The organism is Streptococcus sp. Marseille-Q5619 (assembly GCF_946901205.1).
GTDB lineage: Bacteria > Bacillota > Bacilli > Lactobacillales > Streptococcaceae > Streptococcus.
Window position 1 is genome coordinate 321,618 of the sequence record NZ_CAMPPO010000004.1, and the last position, 22,734, is coordinate 344,351.

Here is a 22,734-nt window from a genome sequence, read left to right on the forward strand (position 1 = left end):
ACTGCACCTCCTTAAAATTGCAGAACGTCTGATGGTGTGATAAATAATTCCACACTTTCTCCGACAGATCTAATAGCAGCCTGACTATCAATACTTGTTACATTAAGAATCTGACTTTCAGAAACTTTTATTGTATAGTGAATTGTAACTCCAGAAAACTCAACATCAATAATTGTCCCTTTTAGAGTGAAATCTTGTTCAGTTTCACGATTGAATCGAACTTTCTCTAATCGAATGTATCCTTTTTTATCTTCTAAGAAAACGCTTGCATTTTTCAGTAATACTTCGTGGACTGTTTCATCGGTCAAAATATTAATATCTCCAATAAAATCACATACAAATTCAGTTTGAGAATTATGATAAATTTCTACTGGTGTACCGACCTGTTCGATGAATCCATTGTTAAAGACTGCAATTCTATCAGATAAAGTCAAGGCTTCCTCTTGATCATGAGTAACATATAAAGTAGTAATACCTAACTCTTTTTGAAGTCTTTTCAACTCTTTTCTCAAATCTACACGTAATTTTGCGTCAAGGTTTGACAATGGTTCATCTAGACAAAGAATTTTAGGTTCAAGAACCAGAGCACGAGCCAATGCTACCCTTTGTTGTTGACCCCCAGATAATTCTGATACATTACGCTGTAACTGTTGATCAGAGATCTTAATTTTTGCTGCTACTGCTGATACTTTTGCTTTAATAACATCTGGAGCTACCTTCTTAACTTTTAAACCAAATGCAATATTATCAAAAACAGTCATAGTTGGAAATAGCGCATAAGATTGAAATACAATACCAATTCCACGCTTTTCAGGTTCCAAATGAGTGACATCTGTTCCATTAACTTCAATACTTCCTGATGATGGATCTAGAAAACCTACCAATGCTCTCAAAGTAGTTGATTTACCACATCCTGAAGGTCCAAGAAATGTAAAAAATTCCCCTTCATGTATATCTAAATTTAGATTATCAATTGCAACAAAATCACCATATTTAATTTGAATATTATCAAATTTAATCATCTCACTAACTCCCTCTATTACTAAACCAAAAGCCTCTCTTTATTTCTTCCTTAAATTTAGAAATAATAGAGAGACTTGGACATAAAAATTAACTCTTATTTCTTATTGTACGTATTCTAATTCAGCTTTTTCTACCCATTCATCCAAATGCTTTCCAACAGCTTCCCAGTCAATATTTTGTGGTTTCACTTGATCAACAAATTTTTTCGTATCTTCAGGTAACTCTGTTAGGGCATCTTTATTTGCAGGAATAGATCCAAAGTTCTTACTATATTCTACTTGAATTTCTGATTGACCAAACCAATCAATAAATTCTTTAGCTAACGCTTGTTTTTTACTAGTGCTTAAAACCATAGTTTGTTCAGTTACAAATGGTACACCAATCTCAGGAGTCATAACTTTGAAAACAACATTTTGTTCTTTTTGTCCAACTAATGCACCAGAACCCCACATCATTCCATATTGTATTGGATCTTCTTTGTCTAACATCTTAACAATTGAACTTTCTCCCTTTTGAAGAGTGTATGCATTTTTCAAATATTCTTTTGCTGCTTCCCAACCTTTTTCGGAAACACCTAATTCACCTTTATCATCAAGGTATCGAACTAAGATACTTGCTAGAATTGCCCGTCCTGTACCACCTTGAAGACCAGAAATTGAATATTTACCTTTATACTTACTACCTAATTCAGTCCAATCTTTAGGCATTTCTTTTACATCAGGCGCCCCAATTAAAACTAATGGTTGAACAATCACAGGATTATAATAATTATCTTTATCTGATAAAGATTGATCAATTTTATCTAACCATTTAGGCTTGTACTGGACTAGTAATTTTTGATCTCTAATTTTATTTGAATCAACAGCACCAATTCCAAATACCATATCTGCAACTGCATTATTCTTCTCGGCAATAACACGGTCTGCTAATTGAGCGCCAGGAATATCAACCATTTTTATATTAAAACCAGCTTCTTTTGCTTTAGCAGTTAACCAATCACCACGACCATTTGAGACTGAGTTCGAATAGATTACTAATTCTTGACTTTTATCAGCTTTTTCTTCAGATGAAGAAGCAGTCGTAGAATTTGAACCTCCAGAGCAAGCAGCAAGTGTAGTAAGAGCAACTCCCGTTGCAAGTACAGTAGACCAAACTTTCATTTTTTTCATGATAAGTTCTCCTTTTTTATTATTTTATTTAAATTTTTCGTGATATGGAACAAATTGTCTCATATCTTCAAATACAGTATAGTCAATACGGTTTACAGTAATAGTTGGAATCTTCTCTAATAAAATTTCAGTTAATTCCGCTCTAACTTTAGTAAACTCTTCTTCCTCCTCTTCGGTTAGAGGAATCCGAAGATACCCAATTGAAATATGGAATTGATATCTATCATGATTAGGGAAACGAACATCTGCTTTTTCTGAGACATAAGTACGAATTTCTTCTAATCTCTTAGCAGAAGCTTCATCTGCAGGTTCAACTAGTATGTTTTGTTTTCCCATTTCCGTTACACGCATAAGAATTTCTTCATTTAACAATGGAAAAATTTCAAGTTGTTTAGCAAAGTAATCATGTATTTCCTGTAAAGGTGTATCAAGAGGAAGATTACTGCTCCAAAACTCCGTTTCACGATTTTCATGGCACAACAATTCAATTACAGTCATGTGAATAGAATTCCTTGGAGTTAAAGTAAACTTATCGATAAATGGTAATTCTCTATAACGTGATTGAATAATATCAACAACTTCCATCAAATCTTGTTTAGTATAAAGATTTGCTACAACAGTATTTCCTGGAAAATGATTAAATTCTCCATTTTCTTTGAACTTAATTTTTGTTAGGTTTTTCATATAAAGACCCTCTTTTTTATATTTGACACCGGTGTCATCTATGCTTATATTATATAACGAAACCGTTTACTTTGTCAAGCGCTTTCAAACATTTTTTTAAAAAATTTATCTTTCATTAAATATGCATTTCATTAAAAGTTTAAGTAATTTTTCCAAAATACAGCACTCATATAGACAGTATCATCAATTATAGCCATTGGGATTTTTTGATTGCCAATTCCATGTATCTCTACACATGTCTTCAATCGATTTTGTTGTCCTCCAATTTAATTCCTTATACGCTTTGTCTGCATTTGCATAACAAGTTGCAACGTCTCCTGAACGTCTTGGAACTATTTTATAAGGAATAGGGATCTTATTAACACTTTCAAATGTATTTACAAGTTGTAATACACTAGTACCTTCTCCCGAGCCTAGGTTATAGATATAAACATCTGTGTTTTCAGATACTTTTTCTAAAGCTTTTATATGTCCTATTGCTAAATCTACTACATGGATATAATCACGCACACCAGTACCATCAAGCGTATCATAATCATTTCCGAACACACTTAGCTCTGACAACTTACCTACCGCTACTTGTGCAATATAAGGCATCAAGTTGTTAGGAATTCCTGAGGGATCTTCCCCAATCAAACCAGACTCATGAGCACCAATTGGATTGAAATAACGAAGCAACGCAATACTCCATTCTGAGTCTGCCACATGAACATCTTTTAAAATTTGCTCAAGCATCACTTTCGTATACCCATAAGGATTTGTAGCACTTGTTTGCATCGTCTCAATTAGAGGTGACTGATTGTTAATTCCATATACAGTCGCACTTGAAGAAAAGACAATCTTTTTAACATTAAATTCTGACATCACTTCAACAAGTGCCAATGTACTCATAATATTATTTTTGTAGTACATCACAGGCTTTTGCACGGATTCTCCGACAGCTTTATAACCTGCAAAATGAATTGCAGCATCAATCGATTCTTGTTCAAATACCTTTCTCAATGCTTGTTTATCACAAACATCTAATTCGTAAAACACGGGACGTATTCCTGTAATTGCTTCAATACGGTCTAGCACCAAGATGCTAGAGTTCGAAAGGTTGTCGACAATGATAACTTCCTTTCCTAAATTTAGTAATTCTACTACGGTATGGCTACCAATATAACCAACTCCGCCTGTTACCAATATTGCCATTTGGGTTTCCTCCTAATTAATTCCAACCGACTTAACAAATCTCATAAACGCTTCATGCCCAGACGGTGTATTCTTATAAACTCCTGCATCTTCCAGAACTCTCGCAAACACTTGTCCTACTTCGTGTTGAACTACGCTATTAACCTCTTCTTTATTAATGCGAGGATATTTTTCTTTCAATTGGTCGGCCCATTCTAAATGATAATCCGCAATTGCGTTTTCCTCTCCTAAAAGATATTTTCCAACTTCTTCTAACTCTGGTTTCAAACGAGGTGGTAATATCGCAAGTCCCATCACTTCGATTAATCCGATATTTTCCTTTTTAATATGTTGTACATCTTGATGAGGATGGAAAACACCATCTGGGTATTGTTCAGTAGTATGATTATCTCTTAGAACAATATCTAATTCATATCTCCCGTCCACTTTACGAGCAATAGGAGTCACCGTATGGTGTGGGACATCTTCAGTCATAGCAATGATGTCTACTTCTAAATCTGAATATTCTCTCCACTTATTTAGAATTTTAGTAGCTAAATCTAACAAGCGATTTTTATTTTCACTTTGTAACCTAATTACTGACATTGGCCATTTTACAATACCAGCATTAACATCCTCAAAGTCTTTAAAACGAAATTCACTCTCAAATTTTGCTTTTTCCATTGGGAAAATATGTTTCCCTCCCTGGTAGTGGTTATGACTAAGAATGGAGCCTCCTGAGATAGGAAGATCAGAATTTGAACCAGCAAAATATCCTGGCAAAATATCAACAATCTCCAATAATTGTTCAAATGTTTTAGAGGTAATAGCCATTGGTACATGTTGACTATTCAAAAATATCGCATGCTCATTAAAGTATGAGTAAGGAGAATACTGGAATCCCCATACTTCGTCACCAAGTTTCATCCGAATAATTCTATGATTCGAACGTGCTGGATAATTTATTCGCCCCTGATATCCTTCATTTTCCATACATAGTAAACATTTGGGATAATTAGTGGCTTTTACTAATTTTTCAGCAGCAATTGTTTTTGGATCTTTTTCGGGTTTTGACAAATTTATCGTAATCTCTAGCTCTCCGTATTTAGTTGATGCTCGAAACTCAATATTCTTAGCAATAGCAGAAGTTTTAATATAATCACTATCTTTACTTAACTTATAAAACTCTTCAACTGCTTTTTGAGGTGATATATCATATGAACTCCAAAAAATATCATTTAATCGACTAGGTAAAGGAACTATGAAATTCATTAACTCTGCTCCTAAACATTCCTTTTCCTCAATTAAATCTTTAATTTTACCGTTTTTTAAGGCGATTTCCACTAAGTAATCTTTTATTTGTTTCAGGTCATTTTCATCGGAAATGCGATCAGTTCCCTCCTCACCTATTAACGCTAGTACCCTATTTTTCACATATATTTTGTCAATTTCATTATACATTCCGTATTCAATTACTCTATCAACAAAATTATCAATAATTGTTTTCATATATTTTTCTTTCTAATTTATGTTCCCATATTTTCTATACATTATCCATTTATAAATTGATTGCGTAGTATGAGCAATTTTATCAAGGTGATGAATAATATCTAAAGCACCAATTACTTCAGAAACATTCCCATCATCTTCAAATATGTAATTCATTATTTTCTTTTCAATATTTATACTAAGCTCTTCTATCTCATTCTGTTTTTGTATAACAACCATATCTAAACATCCAAATTGTTCCTCTCTATAACAAGATATAGCCCTATTCATATGCAGTCCGATAACTTCATGAAGTATTTTTATTTCTGAAATAATTTTCTTCAAAATTTCATTATTTTGAATAATCTGTAGATTTTTTAAAATTTCAACAATTCTATCCCCAATACGTTCAATGTCAGTTGATATTTTTATTACACTAATAATTCTTCTTAAGTCATATGAAACGGGATGTTGTAAACAAATTAACTCATATCCTTTTTTATCAACATTTAGAACTGACTCATTTATGATTAAATCTTCTTTAATCAATTCTATTCGTTCTTCATTTGATAAATATTCAAATAACTTCTCGTATTTATCAAGCACAGATACCCAAATGGTCTCTAAATTATTTGATAATTCTATAATTTCATTTTCTAAATATAACCTTAACATTTAGGTACCTCTTCTTAACAAAGTTCAATAGTAACAATTAATATTTTAAACAATATATCAAACATCAATAACTAGAATACTTGCATCATCCTTCTTTCCATAGATTGGATCAATAGCAGAAGAATTAAATCTCATCTTAATTAACTCTTCAAAAGTTTTATTTTGATTATTTTGATAGAATTCATAAAAGCCATCGCTCATTAAAACAATTTGTTCACTAGTAACATCTATTTGATTAATAATAGCATAGTCTAAAAATCTCTCATCCAACGAACCTATCCAGTACCCATTCGGTTGATTAGATAATTTTCTGATTTTTTGTAAAATAATTTTTTTATTTAAAACACTATTTGTACCAATTGAATCTTTTATCTCATTTTTCCTTTTTTCAAATAAGTTATCTACTCTATGATCAGTTATTTCCATTTCGTTTACTAACATGACGCAGTCACCTAGCATCATATACTCCAACTTTTTTTCTGAAAGTTTAGCAAATATAAAAGCAAATGTTGGTAAGCGATAATACTCTGTTAGTTCATATGAGTTTAAACCGATTTCATCTTTAACCTCGAGTAAAGCAGTTTCAAATATTTGTTTAAGAGTTTTTGATTCTTTACAATTAACCGACAAACTTTCTGATAAAATATGTACAACTTCTGAGACTGAATAACCTATCTCCTCTTTAGAATTATATAAATCTGTAGCTCCATCGATAATCCAAAAATACTGATTTTGTGAACCTACAGTATCCTCATTTTCTACAGAACTTCCTTGTATCGAACAAATTTTATTTATCTTTGCCATAATACTTCAACCCTTTTAGTGTCAAAAGTAAACCAATTCCTGTCACTGTTAAGAATAGTTCCATAATCTTGTTCGAACCAGTCTTTGGTAATTTTTGTTTTACATCTACTATTTCTTTAGATTTATTAATATGATTTTCAGTTTCTCTGCCATCTCCAACTATTTTATAGTTTACTTCTTCTGTCTTATTATCTTGTTTATTGTCGATCTTGTCATTCATTTGTCTATTATCTTTACTTGAGTTAAACTCTCCGTTCTTCTGGTTACTATCAATTACATTATTTGAATTAGATTGTTTTTCATGCACATATGAACTTGTTTTAATTTTTTCCTCTTTGTTTTTTTCTTTTTCGTTTTTATCACTTAAATTATTTGTTACAATTTTGTAAAGCCCATTCTCCGTTACAATATTGAAATTACCATCGCTATCACGTATAACAGGTTCTTTCTCATTTGCATTAGATTTGATGAATGATATATACTTACCGGATAAATTATAAAATTGGTTATTTAAAACGGTTATTTTACCCTTTGAATCCTCAATAACAATTCCTTCTTTACCACCGAATATACTATTCTCTGAGACTACTAAATTATCACTAACTCGTAATAATTCAATATTTGGTTGTTCTGTTTCCTTAGAATTATTATTAATTACATTTTTTGTTACAGTAATATCTGATACTTTTCCTAAATATTCTGCACTATCTTTTGCAACTCGTATCGCTTTTGTTTTAGGATCGGCAATATTAAATATATTTTCGGCGATAACCACCTGTTTATTTAAATCTAATAGGTCTTTAGTGTTTTTATAGCTATAAGCATTTACTAAAGCTGCTCCGCTTTCTCGATAATGTACACTCTCTCCTTTAACTTTCTTATCAAAGCGATTTCCTTTGATTAATACATCAGTGAATCCTGTAAAACGTACACCTGCATACATCATGTTATCAAAATGATTATTTAAAATTTTAATATTAGAGGGGTTCTGTGTCGACAATGTTTGATAGTGTGTGCCAATTGCTGTTACTAATTCCCCAGATTTATCACTTTTGCCAAAATAGGAATTTTGAATAGTCACATTTTCAGATTTTTTCCCATCATCATTCAAGGCATAAGGAAAACCTTTTCTAGTTAATGGTTCAATCTGAATGCTCTCCTTACTTATGATTTGCCCATCCTTCATCGTTTTGGGTAAGGCTTGCCCAAGAAAACGAGAATTATCAACTAATACATTTTTCGAACCTGCAATTTGAATAGCATGCCCTTGATAACTATCCTTGAATGTTACATTTTTTATAGTTACGTTATTTGAATTCCCAATAGCAAATGCACCTGAAGAATTTATAAGTGGTAGATTTTTTGCTTTAGTTCCTTCTTCATTCAAAGCACCGTTCATATCAATAGTACCACCAGAATAACTAATATCTTCTGTTGGGCCCCATTCTACTTGCGCACCATCATCCGTAAATAAACCTGTCATAAAAACAATAGAAGGGTGATTCTTAATATTTATACCATTTAGAATGGTAGCTTTCTCATTCAATTCTAAGTGTGTATGACTTTTTAAAAAAACAATTTCTTTTACTAAATAAGTTCCTTCCGGAAAATATACATTTCCTCCACCTAGCCCTTGAGCTGCAGCATCTATTGCATCTTGAATTGCTTGTCGATCATCATTAACCCCGTCACCTATTGCTCCATAATCTTTAACATTCAAAGCTACGTGTTCGTTCAGATTAGTACTTAAAATAGTATTCACTTCCATCCCAGAGATGTTACCCATCATAGTATCATTTGTTATATCAGGTTTATTTTGATTAATACTCACTCCTCCATTATTATCAGTACTTAAACTTGAATTGTTATCAAGACTGAGAGTATCAGAATGGGGTTCCGCAGATAATGATGTAGATGTGCTACTCAACAAAGAGTTCATTTGCATATTATCTTTAGACGAAGAAGTTTCACCAACTACTTCATTAGCTAAAACACTTTGTGTTCCAATAAATAAAACCGCTAAGAGAACTGAGCAAACTCCCACCTTAGACTTACGAATAGAGAAAACCTCATTTTGTTGAAAAGATTTCATATTAGCCTCCAATTAAAAACATTATGTCCTAATTTAATATTCATATAAATTCCATACCAGAAAATGACACCGCTGTCATTTTCTTTATAATATATTTTTAAATCAAAATTGTCAAGGAATAACACAATAAAATATCAAAATTGTGAAAGCGTGACCATTTATATATCTAACCATACTTCTAATAATTCTTTAACCTTCCATTCAAAAGTGATTACTATCTTTCTTAGCTTGAACATAAAAATATCCTATTCACTGTATTTAAAGCATGTTGACATCTCGTAAAATACTAATTTATAAATACAAGAACAAATATCTTGTCATGCAAGCATTCGCCAGGTATATTTACATGAATATCGTTCATATAGCGGATTGAAATCAAAACAATACAATATATTTCTTAAATAGATTTTCTATAAAAGCTAGATTCAAGCTCTATAAAAATAGACGCAGTTCTTCTAAAATACTGGAATAGGACATATAAATCATTGTAGACACGTGTTTTATAGATTATTTCAAAAGAATGACTAGAACATGAAAAATAGTCTCAAAACTTTGAACAATATTCTGAAAACAAAAAAGAAAGACGCGAGTTTCCACAACCTCATCGTGGAAACTCGCGTCTTTCAAAAAATAGGGTGAATTGAAAACTAGAACAAGACACTACATTTTCTAAATGATGCCTAATAAAAATTCTAAATGCTACACCAAATTGCTCACATCTCATTTCAAACCATACAGTATATTGAAACTATAAGAGTACACCTTTGCTTCTAAAATATTGCTAGAAATTAATTTGACTATCCTGATTGATTTGTCCTGTTTTTATTTCATTTTACTATAGGACTTTCAATTGAAAACAACAGTTTTACACTCAATTAGACTTTTTAGAAACAGAATCACTATTACTTGACTGTAGTTTGTCATTTTTTTGATGAAACTAGTACTTTTTCAGAAACTGTTTTGAAAGTCTCAATGATATAGTCTACTTCTTCATCGCTTAATTTAGTGTGAAGAGGGAGCGTAATTTCATTTTCAAAGAAGGCATAGGCCTTAGGATAGTTGGCTATATCAAAGCCAAGATTCTTATAGGCTGTCAAGAGCGGAAGCGGTTTGTAGTGGACGTTACTCGCAATTCCTGCTTTAGCCAATTCTTGGATGATAAGATTGCGTTCTTCTAAGCTCGCTCCTTCTACATGGGTGATGTAGAGGTGGCGGCATGATTCAACTGTATCAGTCTTGTGTGCCAATGGATGGATACGAGAACCTGCAAAACCACGATCATAGCGGTCCACGATGTCCTTACGACGTTGCAACAAACTTGGATAGCGGCCCAATTGTACCAAACCAAGGGAAGCCATGATATCAGTCATATTGCACTTGTAGGCTGGTGTGACGATATCGTATTCCCATGAGCCCAGTTGCATCTTAGCAAGAGCATCCTTAGTTTGCCCGTGAAGGGAAAGAATTTGGAATTCCTTGTACATCTCTTCGTCGTCAATCGCTGGATTGGCTTTCCAAGTAGCACTTCCACCCTCAGCTGTTGTAAAGTTCTTAACGGCGTGGAATGAGAAGGAAGTAAAGTCAGCGATAGAACCAGCTGGTTGTCCTTTATAAGTTGATCCCAAAGCATGGGCACTATCAGAAACAATCACAATACGGTTCAAGGCTTTTTGCCACTTGCTTGACGCAGTAAAGAGGTCACGTTTCTTCTCCACAACTTGGAACAAACGGTCGTAGTCGCAAACAATCCCCGCAAGCTCAACCGGAATAATTACCTTAGTCTTTTCAGTAATGGCTTGCTCCAGCAGGTCATAGTCCATCTCAAAAGTATTTGCTTGGATATCCACCATGACAGGGGTTGCTCCCACGTGCGTGATGACACTACATGAAGCTGTATAAGTCATGGCTGGAACGATGACTTCATCACCAGGTCCCACTTCTAAAACGCGTAAAATCAACTCAAGCGCGGCAGTTGCAGAGTTAAGACAGACAGTCTTAGGCGTCTGTGTATATTGAGACAAGCGACGCTCTAGTTCTTTTGTCTTAGGACCTGTTGTGATCCAACCAGAACGCAGGGTATCCGCTACTTCAGCAATTTCTGCTTCCGTAATATCGGGTGGTGAAAATGGAATATTGTAATTTGGCATTAATTTGCTCCTTTTATCTGTACTCATTTTCTCATGACTACTTTATTTTAGCACTTCAAACACGGTTTGAAACATGATTTTGATGTCTCCAAGGAAACTAAACTCTCGGAGATAGGCGAGGTTATAGCGCATCTTTTCAGGGAGGACGTGTTCGACATAGGCTTGGTCAACTGACAAGCCTTTTTCCGTCATTTGACTGATGATAGTATCCTCATCCTTATAGTTGATACTGGCCGGAGAGGTAATCCCTGCTGGCAAAAGCAAGGTAGCCATCATTTCAGGGTTATACTGCTCTGTATAACGTGGCACTTCAGGACGCGTCCCTACAAAGGACATTTCACCTTTCAGGACATTGACCAGCTGAGGCAGTTCGTCCAAACGGACACGGCGGATGAAATTGCCAACCTTGGTGATGCGGCTGTCGTTAGCAGAAGTCACTAGACTTCCTTTTTTGTCCGCATCCGTCACCATGGTACGGAACTTCCAAATCTTGAACCGACGGTTGTACTGGGTCACGCGCTCTTGCTTGTAAATAACTGGCCCCTTGCTATCCAACTTGATCCAAATGCTCAAAATGAGAAAGATGGGAGAGGTCAGAATCAGTACAACCAAGGCCAAAACCCAGTCCAAGCAACGCTTGAAAATCAGCGAACCCTTCCTTTTAGAGACAAGCTGGTAGTAAGACTCAACCTCGCTTGATTTCATTTCCACGGGCAAGTCTTCCCATTTCAGCATGCTGTTTCTCCTTTGTTTTTATTATACTATTTGTCAACATTTTTCATTATACCACAAAATGGAAAAGGCGGTGAAAGAAATCTGTAATTTGAAGGATTTCCTTCTTATGCTCAATGAAAATCAAAGAGCTAGCCGCAGGCTGACCAATGTACAGCTTTGAGATTGCAGATAAAGCTGACCTGGTTTGAATAGATTTTCAAAGAATATTAAGACATGGCCCCTGCCTGCAAACTATACATCTTGTGATAGGTTCCTCCCAGAGCCAAGAGTTCCTCATGGCTTCCGCTCTCGATAATGCGCCCCTTGTCCAAAACATAGATACAGTTGGCGTCTTGGATGGTCGAAAGGCGGTGGGCGATAGCAATGGTTGTTCGTCCCTGTCTCATCTTAACCAGTGAAGCTTGAACCAGACTTTCTGTTTCAGAGTCAATATTGGCTGTCGCTTCATCCAAAATCAGGATTTTAGGCTGACTGGCGACTGTTCTGGCAAAGGCTAGAAGCTGGCGCTGACCTGTTGAAAAACTGGAGCCACGCTCAGAAACAGGGGCGTCATATCCCTGAGGAAGTTCTTGAATAAAGGAATCTGCATCTACGAAGGCAGCTGCAGCCTGGACCTGCTCATCACTGATTTCTTGGTACATGGCGATATTGGACTTAATGGTTCCATGATAGAGGAAGGGCTCCTGCAAGACTAGACCGATATTTTTTCTCAGTTCTTCCTGACTGTAGTCCCTGATATCCACATCATCCAAGAGAACTCGCCCTGACTGGAATTCATAAAAGCGCATGAGGACATTGATAATAGACGATTTCCCTGAACCTGTATGCCCCACAAAAGCAATGGTCTCACCCTTGTTAACGGAGAAGGAAATATCATCCAGAATCGGATGTTTGCCATCATAAGAGAAACATACATGTTCAAAACGGATATTTCCCTCTTGGACTTTGGCTTGCCCATCTTTTTGATGAGGCTCATAGGTCCTCTCATCGATTAAGGCAAAGACACGGCCTGCAGACACCATAGACGTTTGAAGAGTTGAAAAGTTTTGCGTCACCTCAATCAAGGGGTCAAAGAGACGATTGATATACTGGATAAAGGCATACATAGTTCCTGCCGTTATTCCCAGATAAAGTCCACGGTAGCCAAAATAGGCCATTAAAACTGCATATCCTAGGAGTTTCAGCAAACTCATGGCAGGGCGTAAAAAGAGGGCATCCAAGGCTACAGAACGGTTGGCAAAGACCAAGTGTTCTTGGTTAATCTCATCAAATTCTGCTTGCAGGCGCTTCTCTTGATTAAAGGCCTGGATAATTCTGATTCCTTCGATATTTTCTGCTAGCTTACTATTGATATCAGACAAGAGACTTCTGGTTTTCTCGATGATTTTCATTGATTTTTTCCGATAGAGATTGACCAAAAGGAAAATCAAGGGGAGAAAGAGTAAGACCAAAGCTGTCAAACGAAAATCCAACACCAACATGGTATAAAGAGTTGTCAGAAAGATGAAAACTGCTGAGATAAAGCTAGATAAAATCCCCGAAAACATATCGCTGATGGTCTCAGTATCATTGGTCAAACGAGAGACGATAGAGCCTGCTGGTGTCTTGTCAAAATAGGACATGCCCAGCTTTTCCATATTGGCAAAGGCATCACGACGAATATCCCTAACAATACTGTAGGACACGCGCGCAAAGAGAAGATTGCCGACATACTGTACCAGAGTTTGTAGGATATAAAGGCCATAATAGACCAGCAAAACAGTCACAGCGAGTTGGTTGAGATTGCTCAGATACTGGTCGATAAAGTGGGAAGCGACAAGGGGAATAACACTTTTAATGACCGTCGTCGCTAGGAGAAAGCTGAGTGCCAAAAAGGTCAGAAGACCATAAGGTTTGAGATAGGACATCAAGCGATTCAATACAGCCCATTGTTCTTTCTTATTCTGCATCTTCTTCTCCCTTCATTTCCAGCTGCTGAGACTGGTAGGTTTGGGCATACCAGCCATCCATGGCTAGTAGGTCTTCGTGCGTGCCTCGTTCTATAATTTGACCATTTTGCAGAACCAAAATCAAATCTGCATGGACAACCGCACTCAGGCGATGGGCCGTAATAATGGTTGTCTTGTCCTTTCGCGTCTCCTTGAGGTTGTCGATGATGGCATACTCTGTCTTGGCATCCACAGCTGACAAAGAATCATCCAAAATCAAGATATCTGGATCTAAAATCATCGCCCGACTCATGGCCAGACGCTGCTTTTGACCTCCAGAAAGACTGACTCCCTTTTCACCAATCAGCGTATCAAATCCTTGGGGCATAGATATAATATCTTGGTAAACTTGAGCTAGCTTGGTCGCTTCCTCGACCGCTGAAAGGGGCAAGTTAGGATTGCCAAAGCGGATATTGTCTAAAATCGAAGTCGCAAAGAGGAACTGGTCCTGAGGAACATAGCCCATAAGACTACGAAGGTCTGTCAAACGGTAGTCACGAATATTATGACCGTTTAGGTAAATGGCTCCCTTATCCACATCGTATTCACGTAAGAGGAGCTTGATCAAGGACGTTTTTCCAGAGCCTGTCTGACCAACCAAGCCCAGAGTTTGCCCTTTTTCCAAACTAAAGTGAACATTTGTCAGTGTTTCCTCATTTTCAAAGGCAAAGCTGTCAATATCGTACTCCAAGCGCCCATTTTCAATACCATTTAAAGGAAACTCAGGGTCTTGTACAGGTGATTCCTGAGACAAGAGTTCCTCAATCCGCTGGTAGGAAACCTTCCCTCGCTGAGTGATATTAAAGAGGAAACCGATGGCCATGAGAGGCCAAACCAGCATATCCAAGTAGCTGATAAAGGTAACTAGATTCCCAACCGTGATTTGCCCTTTCTGAACCATCAATGAGCCTACTAAGAGGGTTAAAACATAGGATGAACCAACAAACAAGAGAACCATAGGGTCAAAGAGACTATCGTATTTCATGGTTTGGAGATTCTTTTGGAAGGTCAATTCATTGACTGCCTGGAAAGACTTCAACTCGTCCGTCTGGTAACCGAAAGACTTGGTCACTTTAATACCTGATACGGACTCCTGCACCTTGTTATTGAGTTCGGAAAAGGCGGCTTGCGATTCGCCAAAAGCCTTGTGGGTCTTTCTCCCTAGACGACTGGTCGCATAAGCCATGAAAGGCAGGGGAAGAATGGCAACCAAGGTTATCTGCCATGAAATGCTAAAGAGCATGGTCAACAAGGTCACTAAAGCTGTGATTGAGGCATCCACCGCAGACATTACTCCTCCACCTGCTAGACGAGTCAAGGCATTAATATCATTGGTTGCGTGTGCCATCAGGTCCTCCGTCCGATAGATTTGATAAAAAGCTGGAGACATTTTTGTGAAATGCTCAAATAAGCGAGAGCGCATAATCTGTCCCAAACGGTAGGAAGTCCCGAGGATATACATACGCCACACATAGCGCAGATAGTACATCCCAAAGGCCGCAAGTAGCAAGTAAAATAGGTCAAGAAGGAGGTCCTGCTGGGTTAATTGCTCCGAAGTAATGGCATCAATAACCCGCCCCATAACCATAGGTGGAATGAGATTGAGGACGGAAACCAAGACCAGGGCCACAATCCCAACTAGATAACGGCGTTTTTCTAACTTGAAAAACCACCAAAGTTTTTGAATAATGGACATAAAATCCCTTTCTGATTGCAAATGGAAACCTGAGGCCAATACTCAATGAAAATCAAAGAACAAACTAGGAAACTAGCCGCAGGCTGCTCAAAGCACTGCTTTGAGGTTGTAGATAGAACTGACGAAGTCAGCTCAAAACACTGTTTTGAGGTTGCAGATAGAACTGACGAAGTCAGCAACCCTACATACGGCAAGGCGACGTTGACGCAGTTTGAAGAGATTTTCGAAGAGTACAAGACCCCAGGTTTTTCTTATTCATAGGTTACGACTGTAACCGCACCCTTGTCATACTCAGCGATAAAGACATTGGCTACATTGTCATACCCTTGTTTGCTTAGGTTATCAAGCAGCCACTCTTCGCTACGGCCAATCGATTCCAAGACTTCCACTTGGATCACACCGTCAGTCACAACTGGATACTTAGGATTTTCATCTCCCATTTGGACCACGATGAGTTGGCCATTTTGCTCTTGCACAGCTCGTTTAACTTGCTTCATCTGGAAAATCCCTTGGCTACGAAGTTTGAGAGCAACATCCGACGCAGACAAACCAACTGAACGACAGGCTTCTGGGTCGATCTGCCCATTTTTGATGAGGAGAGTTGGTTTCCCATCAATCAAGCGTTTGACAAAACGAACATTATTGTTGAGCCATTTGAGGGTCAAGACCAAAATCGTCCACATCATCAAAATCACTGCGTATTGCAGAATACTAATTGAACTATTGTAAATCACCCCACCGATGATACCACCAAGAACATAGTTCTGAATTTGGTCTGTCGCAGAGTTAGGCGCTAGGTTTCCTTTTCCTGTCACATTGATAACAAAAACAAGCGAGAATAGACCCAGGGCTAGTTTGATTAAAATTTCCATATAATTGAGTGTCATTTGTTTACCTCCACCAATTCAATAGCGTCTGTTTGATGCAATTCTAATTTCTCTAAAAGATACTTGTCTGGTTGGCTCCCGTTCATAGCGCGGTAGAAATTTGGACCTACCTTGACAAGCGCTCCATCAGTGGCAGCTGAAGTATTGACGTAAACTTCTGATTTATCCACTCCCAAGTCTTTGGAAACAACCTCTATGAAATGAAGGGAAGTTTGAAATTGGTTGTTAGAGGCTTGATTGGTCTGGTATTTTGAAATTGTCACCAAAAGCATGGCTACCAAAGTCAGGGCCAAAATCATGACCAATTCCCGAAACTTAGTTCCCTTTTTATCACGATAAGCCTTAAAAGCAAAAAATCCTGTGATAGCTAGGAGCACAATCCCAAAGCCAATCATCATTCCATTTTGCTGACTGATTTGGCTAAGTACATAGTCATATGAGTAAAATTTCATTTATTTTCACTCCCTTTCATAAAATCATTCTTCATTATAAACGAAAGAGGGTGATTTTTCAAACCATACGTTGGGGAAATAGACATATCAGACCAACTTCTCAAACTAATGACTCAAATACCTGTTTCAAGATTCTAATTTTGATAATTGATAAGAATAGACACTAGGAATTATCACTACAAAGAAAAGTGTCAAGAAGAATACCCAGTAAACATATAGTTGTACAAAGGAATTTAGAAACAATAACAATCCTCCTAATACCCAAATTTTTCCAGCTAGACGATGCGTTTTTCTCCAGTTTTCATCATTCTCCAAGGTCCACGGTAGTCGAATACCGATTATATAATTTCGGTGTGTTTTTGGTAGATAATTTCCAATTACGATCATCACGACTCCCATAAAAATCTGAGCTAGTAGCCCACTCATCATAGAATAACCCAAAGATTCTCCGAAGATAGAAATCATTAATAGACAAGATATAAAAGGAATAATCCAGTAAATCAAAAGTTGTATTTTTGAACTGATATTGCTAGATTTAGGATCCTTAATCATTAAAAATAGAAGCAACCAATGCATCAAAAGCATGAGAGTAGGTAATCCAAAGATAGCAGACATTTTATGATTGTAGCCATCTGCTTGACCCAGTAGATTAAAATGAGTGGGTATCTCCTCTGGTAATTGATTCCAGAACACACAACCTACAAGGGAAGGTAGTAGGATGAGAATGCTCGTAAATAATACCAATTTCTTATTGATTTTTATCTTCATCAAAATGATCTCCTTTCAGATCTGCTAGCCAAACCATTATATCCTCTAAAACCGATGTATTTAACTCATAATAAATAAAGTTTTTTTCTTTCATTTCATGAATCAAATCCGCTGCTTTCAAAATCGTGAGATGGTGTGAAATAGTTGCACCTGTCAACTCGAATTGACTGGTAATTTCTCCTGCAGATAATCTACCTGCTTTGAGTAAATTTAAAATCTCTCTCCTAACTGGATGAGATAAAGCTTTAAAACTATTTGCAAAACTCATAATGACTCCTTTCCCTTTGTAATATTAGTAGGGCTAGGAATAAGCAAGGTAGAACTGATAGCATTCCGGTCGGTGATGGGCCTAAAATCAAGAGGCTTGAAACTTTTTCTCCTGGTAATTGGAAGAGTAACCCAAGACCTGCAGTTGCATTGATTGCCCCATGAAATAGGGCAGAAGCCCAGATAGAACCTGTCTTTTCCAACAACCAGCTCAACAATATTCCTAGGCTAAAACAAGATAGAAACATAGCAACAACTCCCAAAACAGGATAAGCAAAATAAGATAGTCCATAATTATAGCCTTGCAAATTGATTGGTAGATGCCAAAGACTCCAAATGAGACCAAGCAAGACATGAGTCTGGACTAGTGAAAAGCGTTCTCTTAGCACTGGGTAAAGATAGCCACGCCAACCAATTTCCTCTCCCAATGCAAAGAAACTATTAAGAAAAGGAGCGTAGGTCAAACTAGATAGGATTTGAATCAAAGCCAAGAAAGATAAGGGAATCGGTGATTGAAGGACTCCTTTTTCTTCTAAAATAGCTTGAATAGATTCAAAACCAAGGCTGAAATTACTAGGGAATACAAGAAAATAAAGTCCCGCTCCTAAAAAACTGATGACTGCTGGTAACCAGATAGCTAGTAAGTAAAAGCTCCAGTTCCTCTTGAGATTCACGACTAATTTAGATTTGATTCCACTAGGTTGATTCGTGATTTTCCCTGAGAGAAAGACTGCAAGCGCAGGCATCCACATGGCTACAATACTAGCAAGCTGACTCCATGGAGAATTTAGACCAACACCACTTAGCCATAGTGTCAACCATACTATCCAAGCAAGCCCATAAGACAAGACTACAAAAAGAAGGATTGTTCTCTTATTTGACATATTTGTACACTTCACTTTCTATTTAGATGTTTTTCTAAATAACATTATACACCTTTCTATTCTAAATACAAGAACTATTTAGATTTTTTTCTAAATAGTTTAGGGAATTTTTATTTTCTCAGGATAAAGTCTAAAGAGTCATTTTTCAAACCATACGTTGGGGAAATAGACCTTTTTTTGGTATAATAAAATCTATAATCTGAATGAAAAAGGTAACTTTATGAAACTTATCTCATGGAATATTGATTCCCTCAACGCAGCCCTAACTAGTGACTCAGCTCGTGCCAAATTGTCCCAAGAAGTCCTACAAACCTTGGTCGCTGAAAATGCTGATATCATCGCTATCCAAGAAACCAAGCTTTCTGCCAAGGGTCCTACAAAGAAACACTTGGAAATTTTAGAAGAACTCTTCCCAGGCTACGAAAACACGTGGCGCTCTTCCCAAGAGCCTGCCCGTAAAGGCTATGCTGGAACCATGTTCCTCTATAAGAAAGAACTTACACCCACTGTCACTTTCCCAGAAATTGGTGCTCCATCTACCATGGACTTGGAAGGCCGTATCATCACTCTAGAATTTGATGAATTTTTCGTGACTCAAGTTTACACACCAAATGCTGGTGATGGTCTCAAACGCTTGGAAGAACGTCAAGTCTGGGATGTCAAATATGCTGAATACTTGGCTCAACTAGACAAAGAAAAACCAGTCCTTGCTACAGGTGATTACAACGTTGCCCACAATGAAATTGACCTTGCAAATCCTGCCAGCAACCGCCGTTCACCTGGATTTACAGATGAGGAACGTGCTGGATTTACAAACCTTTTAGCCCAAGGATTTACGGATACCTTTCGCCATCTTCACGGCGATGTCCCAGAACGCTACACTTGGTGGGCACAACGCAGCAAAACTTCTAAAATCAACAATACAGGCTGGAGAATCGACTACTGGCTCACAAGTAACCGTCTCGCAGACAAGGTCACTAAATCTGATATGATTGACTCAGGAGCTCGCCAAGACCATACACCCATTGTCATGGAGATTGAACTCTAAGGAGAAAACGAATGGACTATCAAGCTGTCATTCCTGAATTTGTAGTATCTGACATCGAAAAATCACGCCACTTCTACTGCGACCTGCTAGGATTCTCTGTCGAATACGAGCGCCCCGAGGAGAAATTTCTCTTCCTCTCGCTTGAAGACTGCCAGCTCATGTTAGAAGAAGGCAGCGCAGAAGAATTAGCCCAACTGACCTATCCTTTCGGACGCGGTGTCAATATTTCCTTTGGCATTGCAGATGTTCCTCGACTCTATCAGAAAGTAATCGAGTCTAACTATCCTATTCATCGTCCTTTGACTAAAAGAGAATTTCGAGTTGGCGAACAATATATCTATCCCCATGAATTTGCAGTTTTGGATCCAGATGGCTATTTTTTAAGATTTAGCGAGTAGAATAATAAAGATTGGGAAAAAGTCTTTAAAGTTAGAAAAAGGCATATTGTCAAGTCTTGGAAAATCTTGATAATATGCCCTTTTATGCTGGAAAAACCTTCTAAAGGTTAGCAAATAAGTTGTTTTTTGCCCATTTTTATTATATTTGTTCGTTTTTCAAACCAAAATACTAACAAAATATTTGATTTCTAAAGTTATTTAGTGTAAAATAAAAACATTGGCTCAAGCCTATTTAAAATTGAATATCATTTTACTTGTTTATGTCGTGAATTGGTGCGACGTTTCTACAAGGTGCCGGAACACCTAACAATAAGTAAGTCAGCAGTGAGGTATGGTCTTTTTTGCCATGCCTATTTTGGGGACTTGCTTAGAGATTAAGTAGGTCCTTTTTCTATCCGTTTTACTGGGTAGAAATCTGAAACAAGCAAATGGATTGGCTTTTAGACTTTAGGAGGTCTTATGAAATTATTAGAAGAGCGCATCCTCAAGGATGGGCATATCTTGGGTGATAACATCCTCAAGGTGGATTCCTTTTTAACCCACCAAGTTGACTTTAGCTTGATGCGAGAGATTGGTAAGGTTTTTGCGGAAAAATTTGCTTCTGCTGGCATTACCAAAGTCGTGACCATTGAAGCGTCAGGTATTGCCCCAGCCATTTTTACAGCTGAAGCCTTAAACGTTCCCATGATTTTCGCTAAAAAAGCTAAAAACATCACTATGAACGAAGGCATCTTAACTGCCGAAGTTTACTCCTTTACCAAGCAGGTAACCAGCACCGTTTCTATCGCTAGAAAATTCCTCTCACCAGAGGACAAGGTCTTGATTATCGACGATTTCCTTGCTAATGGCCAAGCTGCTAAAGGCTTAATTCAAATCATTGAACAAGCTGGTGCCACAGTCGAAGCTATCGGTATTGTGATTGAAAAATCCTTCCAAGATGGACGTGATTTGCTTGAAAAAGCAGGCTACCCTGTTCTATCACTCGCTCGTTTGGATCGTTTTGAAAATGGTCAAGTTATTTTTAAGGAGGCAGATCTCTAATGCAAACTCAAGAAAAACATTCACAAGCAGCCGTTCTTGGCTTGCAGCACTTACTAGCCATGTACTCAGGATCCATCCTAGTTCCCATCATGATTGCGACAGCCCTTGGCTATTCAGCTGAGCAGTTGACCTACCTGATTTCTACAGATATCTTCATGTGTGGAGTGGCAACCTTCCTCCAACTCCAACTCAACAAATACTTTGGTATTGGACTCCCAGTCGTTCTCGGAGTAGCCTTCCAATCCGTCGCTCCCTTGATTATGATTGGACAAAGCCATGGTAGTGGTGCTATGTTTGGTGCCCTTATCGCATCAGGGATTTACGTTGTTCTTGTGTCAGGCATCTTCTCAAAAGTAGCTAATCTCTTCCCATCTATCGTAACAGGATCTGTTATTACCACGATTGGTTTAACCTTGATTCCTGTCGCTATTGGAAATATGGGAAATAACGTTCCAGAGCCAACTGGTCAAAGTCTCTTGCTTGCAGCTATCACTGTTTTGATTATCCTCTTGATTAACATCTTTACCAAAGGATTTATCAAGTCTATCTCTATTTTGATTGGTTTGGTTGTTGGAACTGCCATTGCTGCTAGCATGGGCTTGGTTGACTTCTCTCCTGTTGCAGCAGCACCGCTTGTCCATGTCCCAACTCCCCTCTACTTTGGGATGCCAACCTTTGAAATCTCATCTATTGTCATGATGTGTATCATCGCAACGGTGTCTATGGTTGAGTCTACTGGTGTTTATCTAGCCTTGTCTGATATCACGAAAGACCCAATCGATAGCACACGCCTTCGCAACGGTTACCGCGCAGAAGGTTTGGCCGTACTTCTCGGAGGAATCTTTAACACCTTCCCTTACACCGGATTTTCACAAAACGTTGGTTTGGTTAAATTGTCAGGTATCAAGACTCGTCTGCCAATCTACTACGCAGCTGGTTTCCTCGTTCTCCTTGGACTCCTTCCTAAGTTTGGTGCCCTTGCCCAAATCATTCCGAGCCCTGTCCTCGGTGGTGCCATGCTGGTGATGTTTGGTTTTGTATCTATTCAAGGGATGCAAATCCTCGCCCGTGTTGACTTTGCTAACAATGAACACAACTTCCTTATAGCAGCTGTATCAATCGCTGCAGGTGTCGGACTCAACAACAGTAATCTCTTTGTCAGCATGCCGACAGCCTTCCAAATGTTCTTCTCAAACGGAATCGTCGTAGCCAGCCTACTCGCCATTGTCCTCAATGCGGTACTGAATCATAAAAAGAAATAAGAAAAAGAGGTGTGAGCCTCTTTTTGTTTATCACAAATTGATTATAAATACAA

At 37.5% G+C, this 22,734-nt stretch carries 22 protein-coding genes and 1 riboswitch; of the genes, 5 read left to right on the top strand and 17 right to left on the bottom strand.

Annotated features, from left to right (window positions below; genetic code table 11):
• Positions 1-11: 11 nt before the first annotated feature.
• The 12 genes from OC530_RS07040 to OC530_RS07095 all read right to left on the bottom strand — a co-directional run bounded on the left by OC530_RS07040 (position 12) and on the right by OC530_RS07095 (position 15,674).
• Positions 12-1,022 (bottom strand): ABC transporter ATP-binding protein, encoded by a 1,011-nt coding sequence (locus tag OC530_RS07040; RefSeq protein WP_262080825.1) that lies wholly within the window; start codon positions 1,020-1,022, stop codon positions 12-14.
• 102 nt (positions 1,023-1,124) lie between these two features.
• The gene (locus OC530_RS07045; protein WP_000738376.1) at positions 1,125-2,192 is read right to left on the bottom strand and encodes an extracellular solute-binding protein; all 1,068 of its coding nucleotides are present in this window, start codon (positions 2,190-2,192) and stop codon (positions 1,125-1,127) included.
• Between the two features lie 24 nt (positions 2,193-2,216).
• Positions 2,217-2,876, bottom strand: coding sequence for a DUF1868 domain-containing protein (locus OC530_RS07050; RefSeq protein WP_262080828.1), 660 nt, complete (start codon positions 2,874-2,876; stop codon positions 2,217-2,219).
• A gap of 183 nt (positions 2,877-3,059) precedes the next feature.
• A complete protein-coding gene (galE, locus tag OC530_RS07055; protein ID WP_262080830.1) occupies positions 3,060-4,070 on the bottom strand; it encodes a UDP-glucose 4-epimerase GalE in 1,011 nt (336 codons plus the stop codon).
• Between the two features lie 12 nt (positions 4,071-4,082).
• Entirely contained in the window at positions 4,083-5,558 is a 1,476-nt protein-coding gene (gene galT, locus OC530_RS07060; protein WP_262080832.1) for a UDP-glucose--hexose-1-phosphate uridylyltransferase, read from the bottom strand.
• A 12-nt stretch (positions 5,559-5,570) separates the two neighbouring features.
• A complete protein-coding gene (locus tag OC530_RS07065) occupies positions 5,571-6,212 on the bottom strand; it encodes a phosphate uptake regulator PhoU (protein WP_000945323.1) in 642 nt (213 codons plus the stop codon).
• A gap of 57 nt (positions 6,213-6,269) precedes the next feature.
• Positions 6,270-7,016: a protein phosphatase 2C domain-containing protein gene (locus tag OC530_RS07070; RefSeq protein WP_218764323.1), complete on the bottom strand. Its 747-nt coding sequence runs from the start codon at positions 7,014-7,016 to the stop codon at positions 6,270-6,272.
• Positions 7,000-9,108: a glycosyl hydrolase family 28-related protein gene (locus OC530_RS07075; RefSeq protein WP_050241872.1), complete on the bottom strand. Its 2,109-nt coding sequence runs from the start codon at positions 9,106-9,108 to the stop codon at positions 7,000-7,002. The genes OC530_RS07070 and OC530_RS07075 overlap by 17 nt, the downstream gene beginning before the upstream one ends.
• 920 nt (positions 9,109-10,028) lie before the next feature.
• Entirely contained in the window at positions 10,029-11,255 is a 1,227-nt protein-coding gene (locus OC530_RS07080) for a DegT/DnrJ/EryC1/StrS aminotransferase family protein (RefSeq protein WP_262080840.1), read from the bottom strand.
• A gap of 42 nt (positions 11,256-11,297) precedes the next feature.
• On the bottom strand, positions 11,298-11,990 hold the full coding sequence (locus OC530_RS07085) for a sugar transferase (protein WP_262080847.1): 693 nt from the start codon (positions 11,988-11,990) through the stop codon (positions 11,298-11,300).
• Positions 11,991-12,196: 206 nt separating this feature from the next.
• A complete protein-coding gene (locus tag OC530_RS07090; protein ID WP_262080849.1) occupies positions 12,197-13,939 on the bottom strand; it encodes an ABC transporter ATP-binding protein in 1,743 nt (580 codons plus the stop codon).
• Complete coding sequence (locus OC530_RS07095) at positions 13,929-15,674, bottom strand: ABC transporter transmembrane domain-containing protein (protein ID WP_262080851.1); 1,746 nt, start codon at positions 15,672-15,674, stop codon at positions 13,929-13,931. The genes OC530_RS07090 and OC530_RS07095 overlap by 11 nt, the downstream gene beginning before the upstream one ends.
• 45 nt (positions 15,675-15,719) lie before the next feature.
• Between OC530_RS07095 and OC530_RS07100 the strand changes: the two genes are divergently transcribed.
• Complete coding sequence (locus OC530_RS07100; protein WP_262080853.1) at positions 15,720-15,935, top strand: hypothetical protein; 216 nt, start codon at positions 15,720-15,722, stop codon at positions 15,933-15,935.
• Here OC530_RS07100 and OC530_RS07105 read toward each other — a convergent pair.
• The 5 genes from OC530_RS07105 to OC530_RS07125 form a co-directional block, all read right to left on the bottom strand.
• Complete coding sequence (locus OC530_RS07105; protein ID WP_262080855.1) at positions 15,926-16,561, bottom strand: DUF421 domain-containing protein; 636 nt, start codon at positions 16,559-16,561, stop codon at positions 15,926-15,928. The genes OC530_RS07100 and OC530_RS07105 overlap by 10 nt on opposite strands.
• Complete coding sequence (locus OC530_RS07110) at positions 16,558-17,013, bottom strand: DUF3290 domain-containing protein (RefSeq protein ID WP_261066510.1); 456 nt, start codon at positions 17,011-17,013, stop codon at positions 16,558-16,560. The genes OC530_RS07105 and OC530_RS07110 overlap by 4 nt, the downstream gene beginning before the upstream one ends.
• Positions 17,014-17,139: 126 nt before the next feature.
• Positions 17,140-17,781: an SdpI family protein gene (locus OC530_RS07115; RefSeq protein ID WP_262080858.1), complete on the bottom strand. Its 642-nt coding sequence runs from the start codon at positions 17,779-17,781 to the stop codon at positions 17,140-17,142.
• Positions 17,762-18,049: an autorepressor SdpR family transcription factor gene (locus OC530_RS07120; RefSeq protein WP_262080860.1), complete on the bottom strand. Its 288-nt coding sequence runs from the start codon at positions 18,047-18,049 to the stop codon at positions 17,762-17,764. Before OC530_RS07120 ends, OC530_RS07115 begins: the two co-directional genes overlap by 20 nt.
• Positions 18,033-18,932, bottom strand: coding sequence for a type II CAAX endopeptidase family protein (locus OC530_RS07125; RefSeq protein ID WP_262080862.1), 900 nt, complete (start codon positions 18,930-18,932; stop codon positions 18,033-18,035). The genes OC530_RS07120 and OC530_RS07125 overlap by 17 nt, the downstream gene beginning before the upstream one ends.
• Before the next feature lie 220 nt (positions 18,933-19,152).
• On the opposite strand from OC530_RS07125, the gene OC530_RS07130 reads away from it, so the two are divergent.
• The 4 genes from OC530_RS07130 (at position 19,153) to OC530_RS07145 (ending at position 22,681) form a co-directional block, all read left to right on the top strand.
• Positions 19,153-19,980 (top strand): exodeoxyribonuclease III, encoded by an 828-nt coding sequence (locus OC530_RS07130; RefSeq protein ID WP_262080864.1) that lies wholly within the window; start codon positions 19,153-19,155, stop codon positions 19,978-19,980.
• A gap of 11 nt (positions 19,981-19,991) precedes the next feature.
• On the top strand, positions 19,992-20,378 hold the full coding sequence (locus tag OC530_RS07135; RefSeq protein ID WP_112443817.1) for a VOC family protein: 387 nt from the start codon (positions 19,992-19,994) through the stop codon (positions 20,376-20,378).
• 234 nt (positions 20,379-20,612) lie between these two features.
• Positions 20,613-20,708: riboswitch (purine riboswitch) on the top strand.
• Between the two features lie 129 nt (positions 20,709-20,837).
• On the top strand, positions 20,838-21,419 hold the full coding sequence (locus OC530_RS07140) for a xanthine phosphoribosyltransferase (RefSeq protein ID WP_262080866.1): 582 nt from the start codon (positions 20,838-20,840) through the stop codon (positions 21,417-21,419).
• Positions 21,419-22,681, top strand: a complete 1,263-nt coding sequence (locus OC530_RS07145; RefSeq protein WP_001194477.1) for a nucleobase:cation symporter-2 family protein — start codon at positions 21,419-21,421, stop codon at positions 22,679-22,681. Before OC530_RS07140 ends, OC530_RS07145 begins: the two co-directional genes overlap by 1 nt.
• The last annotated feature ends 53 nt before the right edge of the window (positions 22,682-22,734 follow it).

Bases quoted from the DNA above. Each gene is read 5' to 3' on its own strand.
- OC530_RS07040 (WP_262080825.1), bottom strand. From the start codon at position 1,022: ATGATTAAATTTGATAATATTCAAATTAAATATGGTGATTTTGTTGCA.
- OC530_RS07045 (WP_000738376.1), bottom strand. From the start codon at position 2,192: ATGAAAAAAATGAAAGTTTGGTCTACTGTACTTGCAACGGGAGTTGCT.
- OC530_RS07050 (WP_262080828.1), bottom strand. From the start codon at position 2,876: ATGAAAAACCTAACAAAAATTAAGTTCAAAGAAAATGGAGAATTTAAT.
- galE (WP_262080830.1), bottom strand. From the start codon at position 4,070: ATGGCAATATTGGTAACAGGCGGAGTTGGTTATATTGGTAGCCATACC.
- galT (WP_262080832.1), bottom strand. From the start codon at position 5,558: ATGAAAACAATTATTGATAATTTTGTTGATAGAGTAATTGAATACGGA.
- OC530_RS07065 (WP_000945323.1), bottom strand. From the start codon at position 6,212: ATGTTAAGGTTATATTTAGAAAATGAAATTATAGAATTATCAAATAAT.
- OC530_RS07070 (WP_218764323.1), bottom strand. From the start codon at position 7,016: ATGGCAAAGATAAATAAAATTTGTTCGATACAAGGAAGTTCTGTAGAA.
- OC530_RS07075 (WP_050241872.1), bottom strand. From the start codon at position 9,108: ATGAAATCTTTTCAACAAAATGAGGTTTTCTCTATTCGTAAGTCTAAG.
- OC530_RS07080 (WP_262080840.1), bottom strand. From the start codon at position 11,255: ATGCCAAATTACAATATTCCATTTTCACCACCCGATATTACGGAAGCA.
- OC530_RS07085 (WP_262080847.1), bottom strand. From the start codon at position 11,990: ATGCTGAAATGGGAAGACTTGCCCGTGGAAATGAAATCAAGCGAGGTT.
- OC530_RS07090 (WP_262080849.1), bottom strand. From the start codon at position 13,939: ATGCAGAATAAGAAAGAACAATGGGCTGTATTGAATCGCTTGATGTCC.
- OC530_RS07095 (WP_262080851.1), bottom strand. From the start codon at position 15,674: ATGTCCATTATTCAAAAACTTTGGTGGTTTTTCAAGTTAGAAAAACGC.
- OC530_RS07100 (WP_262080853.1), top strand. From the start codon at position 15,720: ATGAAAATCAAAGAACAAACTAGGAAACTAGCCGCAGGCTGCTCAAAG.
- OC530_RS07105 (WP_262080855.1), bottom strand. From the start codon at position 16,561: ATGACACTCAATTATATGGAAATTTTAATCAAACTAGCCCTGGGTCTA.
- OC530_RS07110 (WP_261066510.1), bottom strand. From the start codon at position 17,013: ATGAAATTTTACTCATATGACTATGTACTTAGCCAAATCAGTCAGCAA.
- OC530_RS07115 (WP_262080858.1), bottom strand. From the start codon at position 17,781: ATGAAGATAAAAATCAATAAGAAATTGGTATTATTTACGAGCATTCTC.
- OC530_RS07120 (WP_262080860.1), bottom strand. From the start codon at position 18,049: ATGAGTTTTGCAAATAGTTTTAAAGCTTTATCTCATCCAGTTAGGAGA.
- OC530_RS07125 (WP_262080862.1), bottom strand. From the start codon at position 18,932: ATGTCAAATAAGAGAACAATCCTTCTTTTTGTAGTCTTGTCTTATGGG.
- OC530_RS07130 (WP_262080864.1), top strand. From the start codon at position 19,153: ATGAAACTTATCTCATGGAATATTGATTCCCTCAACGCAGCCCTAACT.
- OC530_RS07135 (WP_112443817.1), top strand. From the start codon at position 19,992: ATGGACTATCAAGCTGTCATTCCTGAATTTGTAGTATCTGACATCGAA.
- OC530_RS07140 (WP_262080866.1), top strand. From the start codon at position 20,838: ATGAAATTATTAGAAGAGCGCATCCTCAAGGATGGGCATATCTTGGGT.
- OC530_RS07145 (WP_001194477.1), top strand. From the start codon at position 21,419: ATGCAAACTCAAGAAAAACATTCACAAGCAGCCGTTCTTGGCTTGCAG.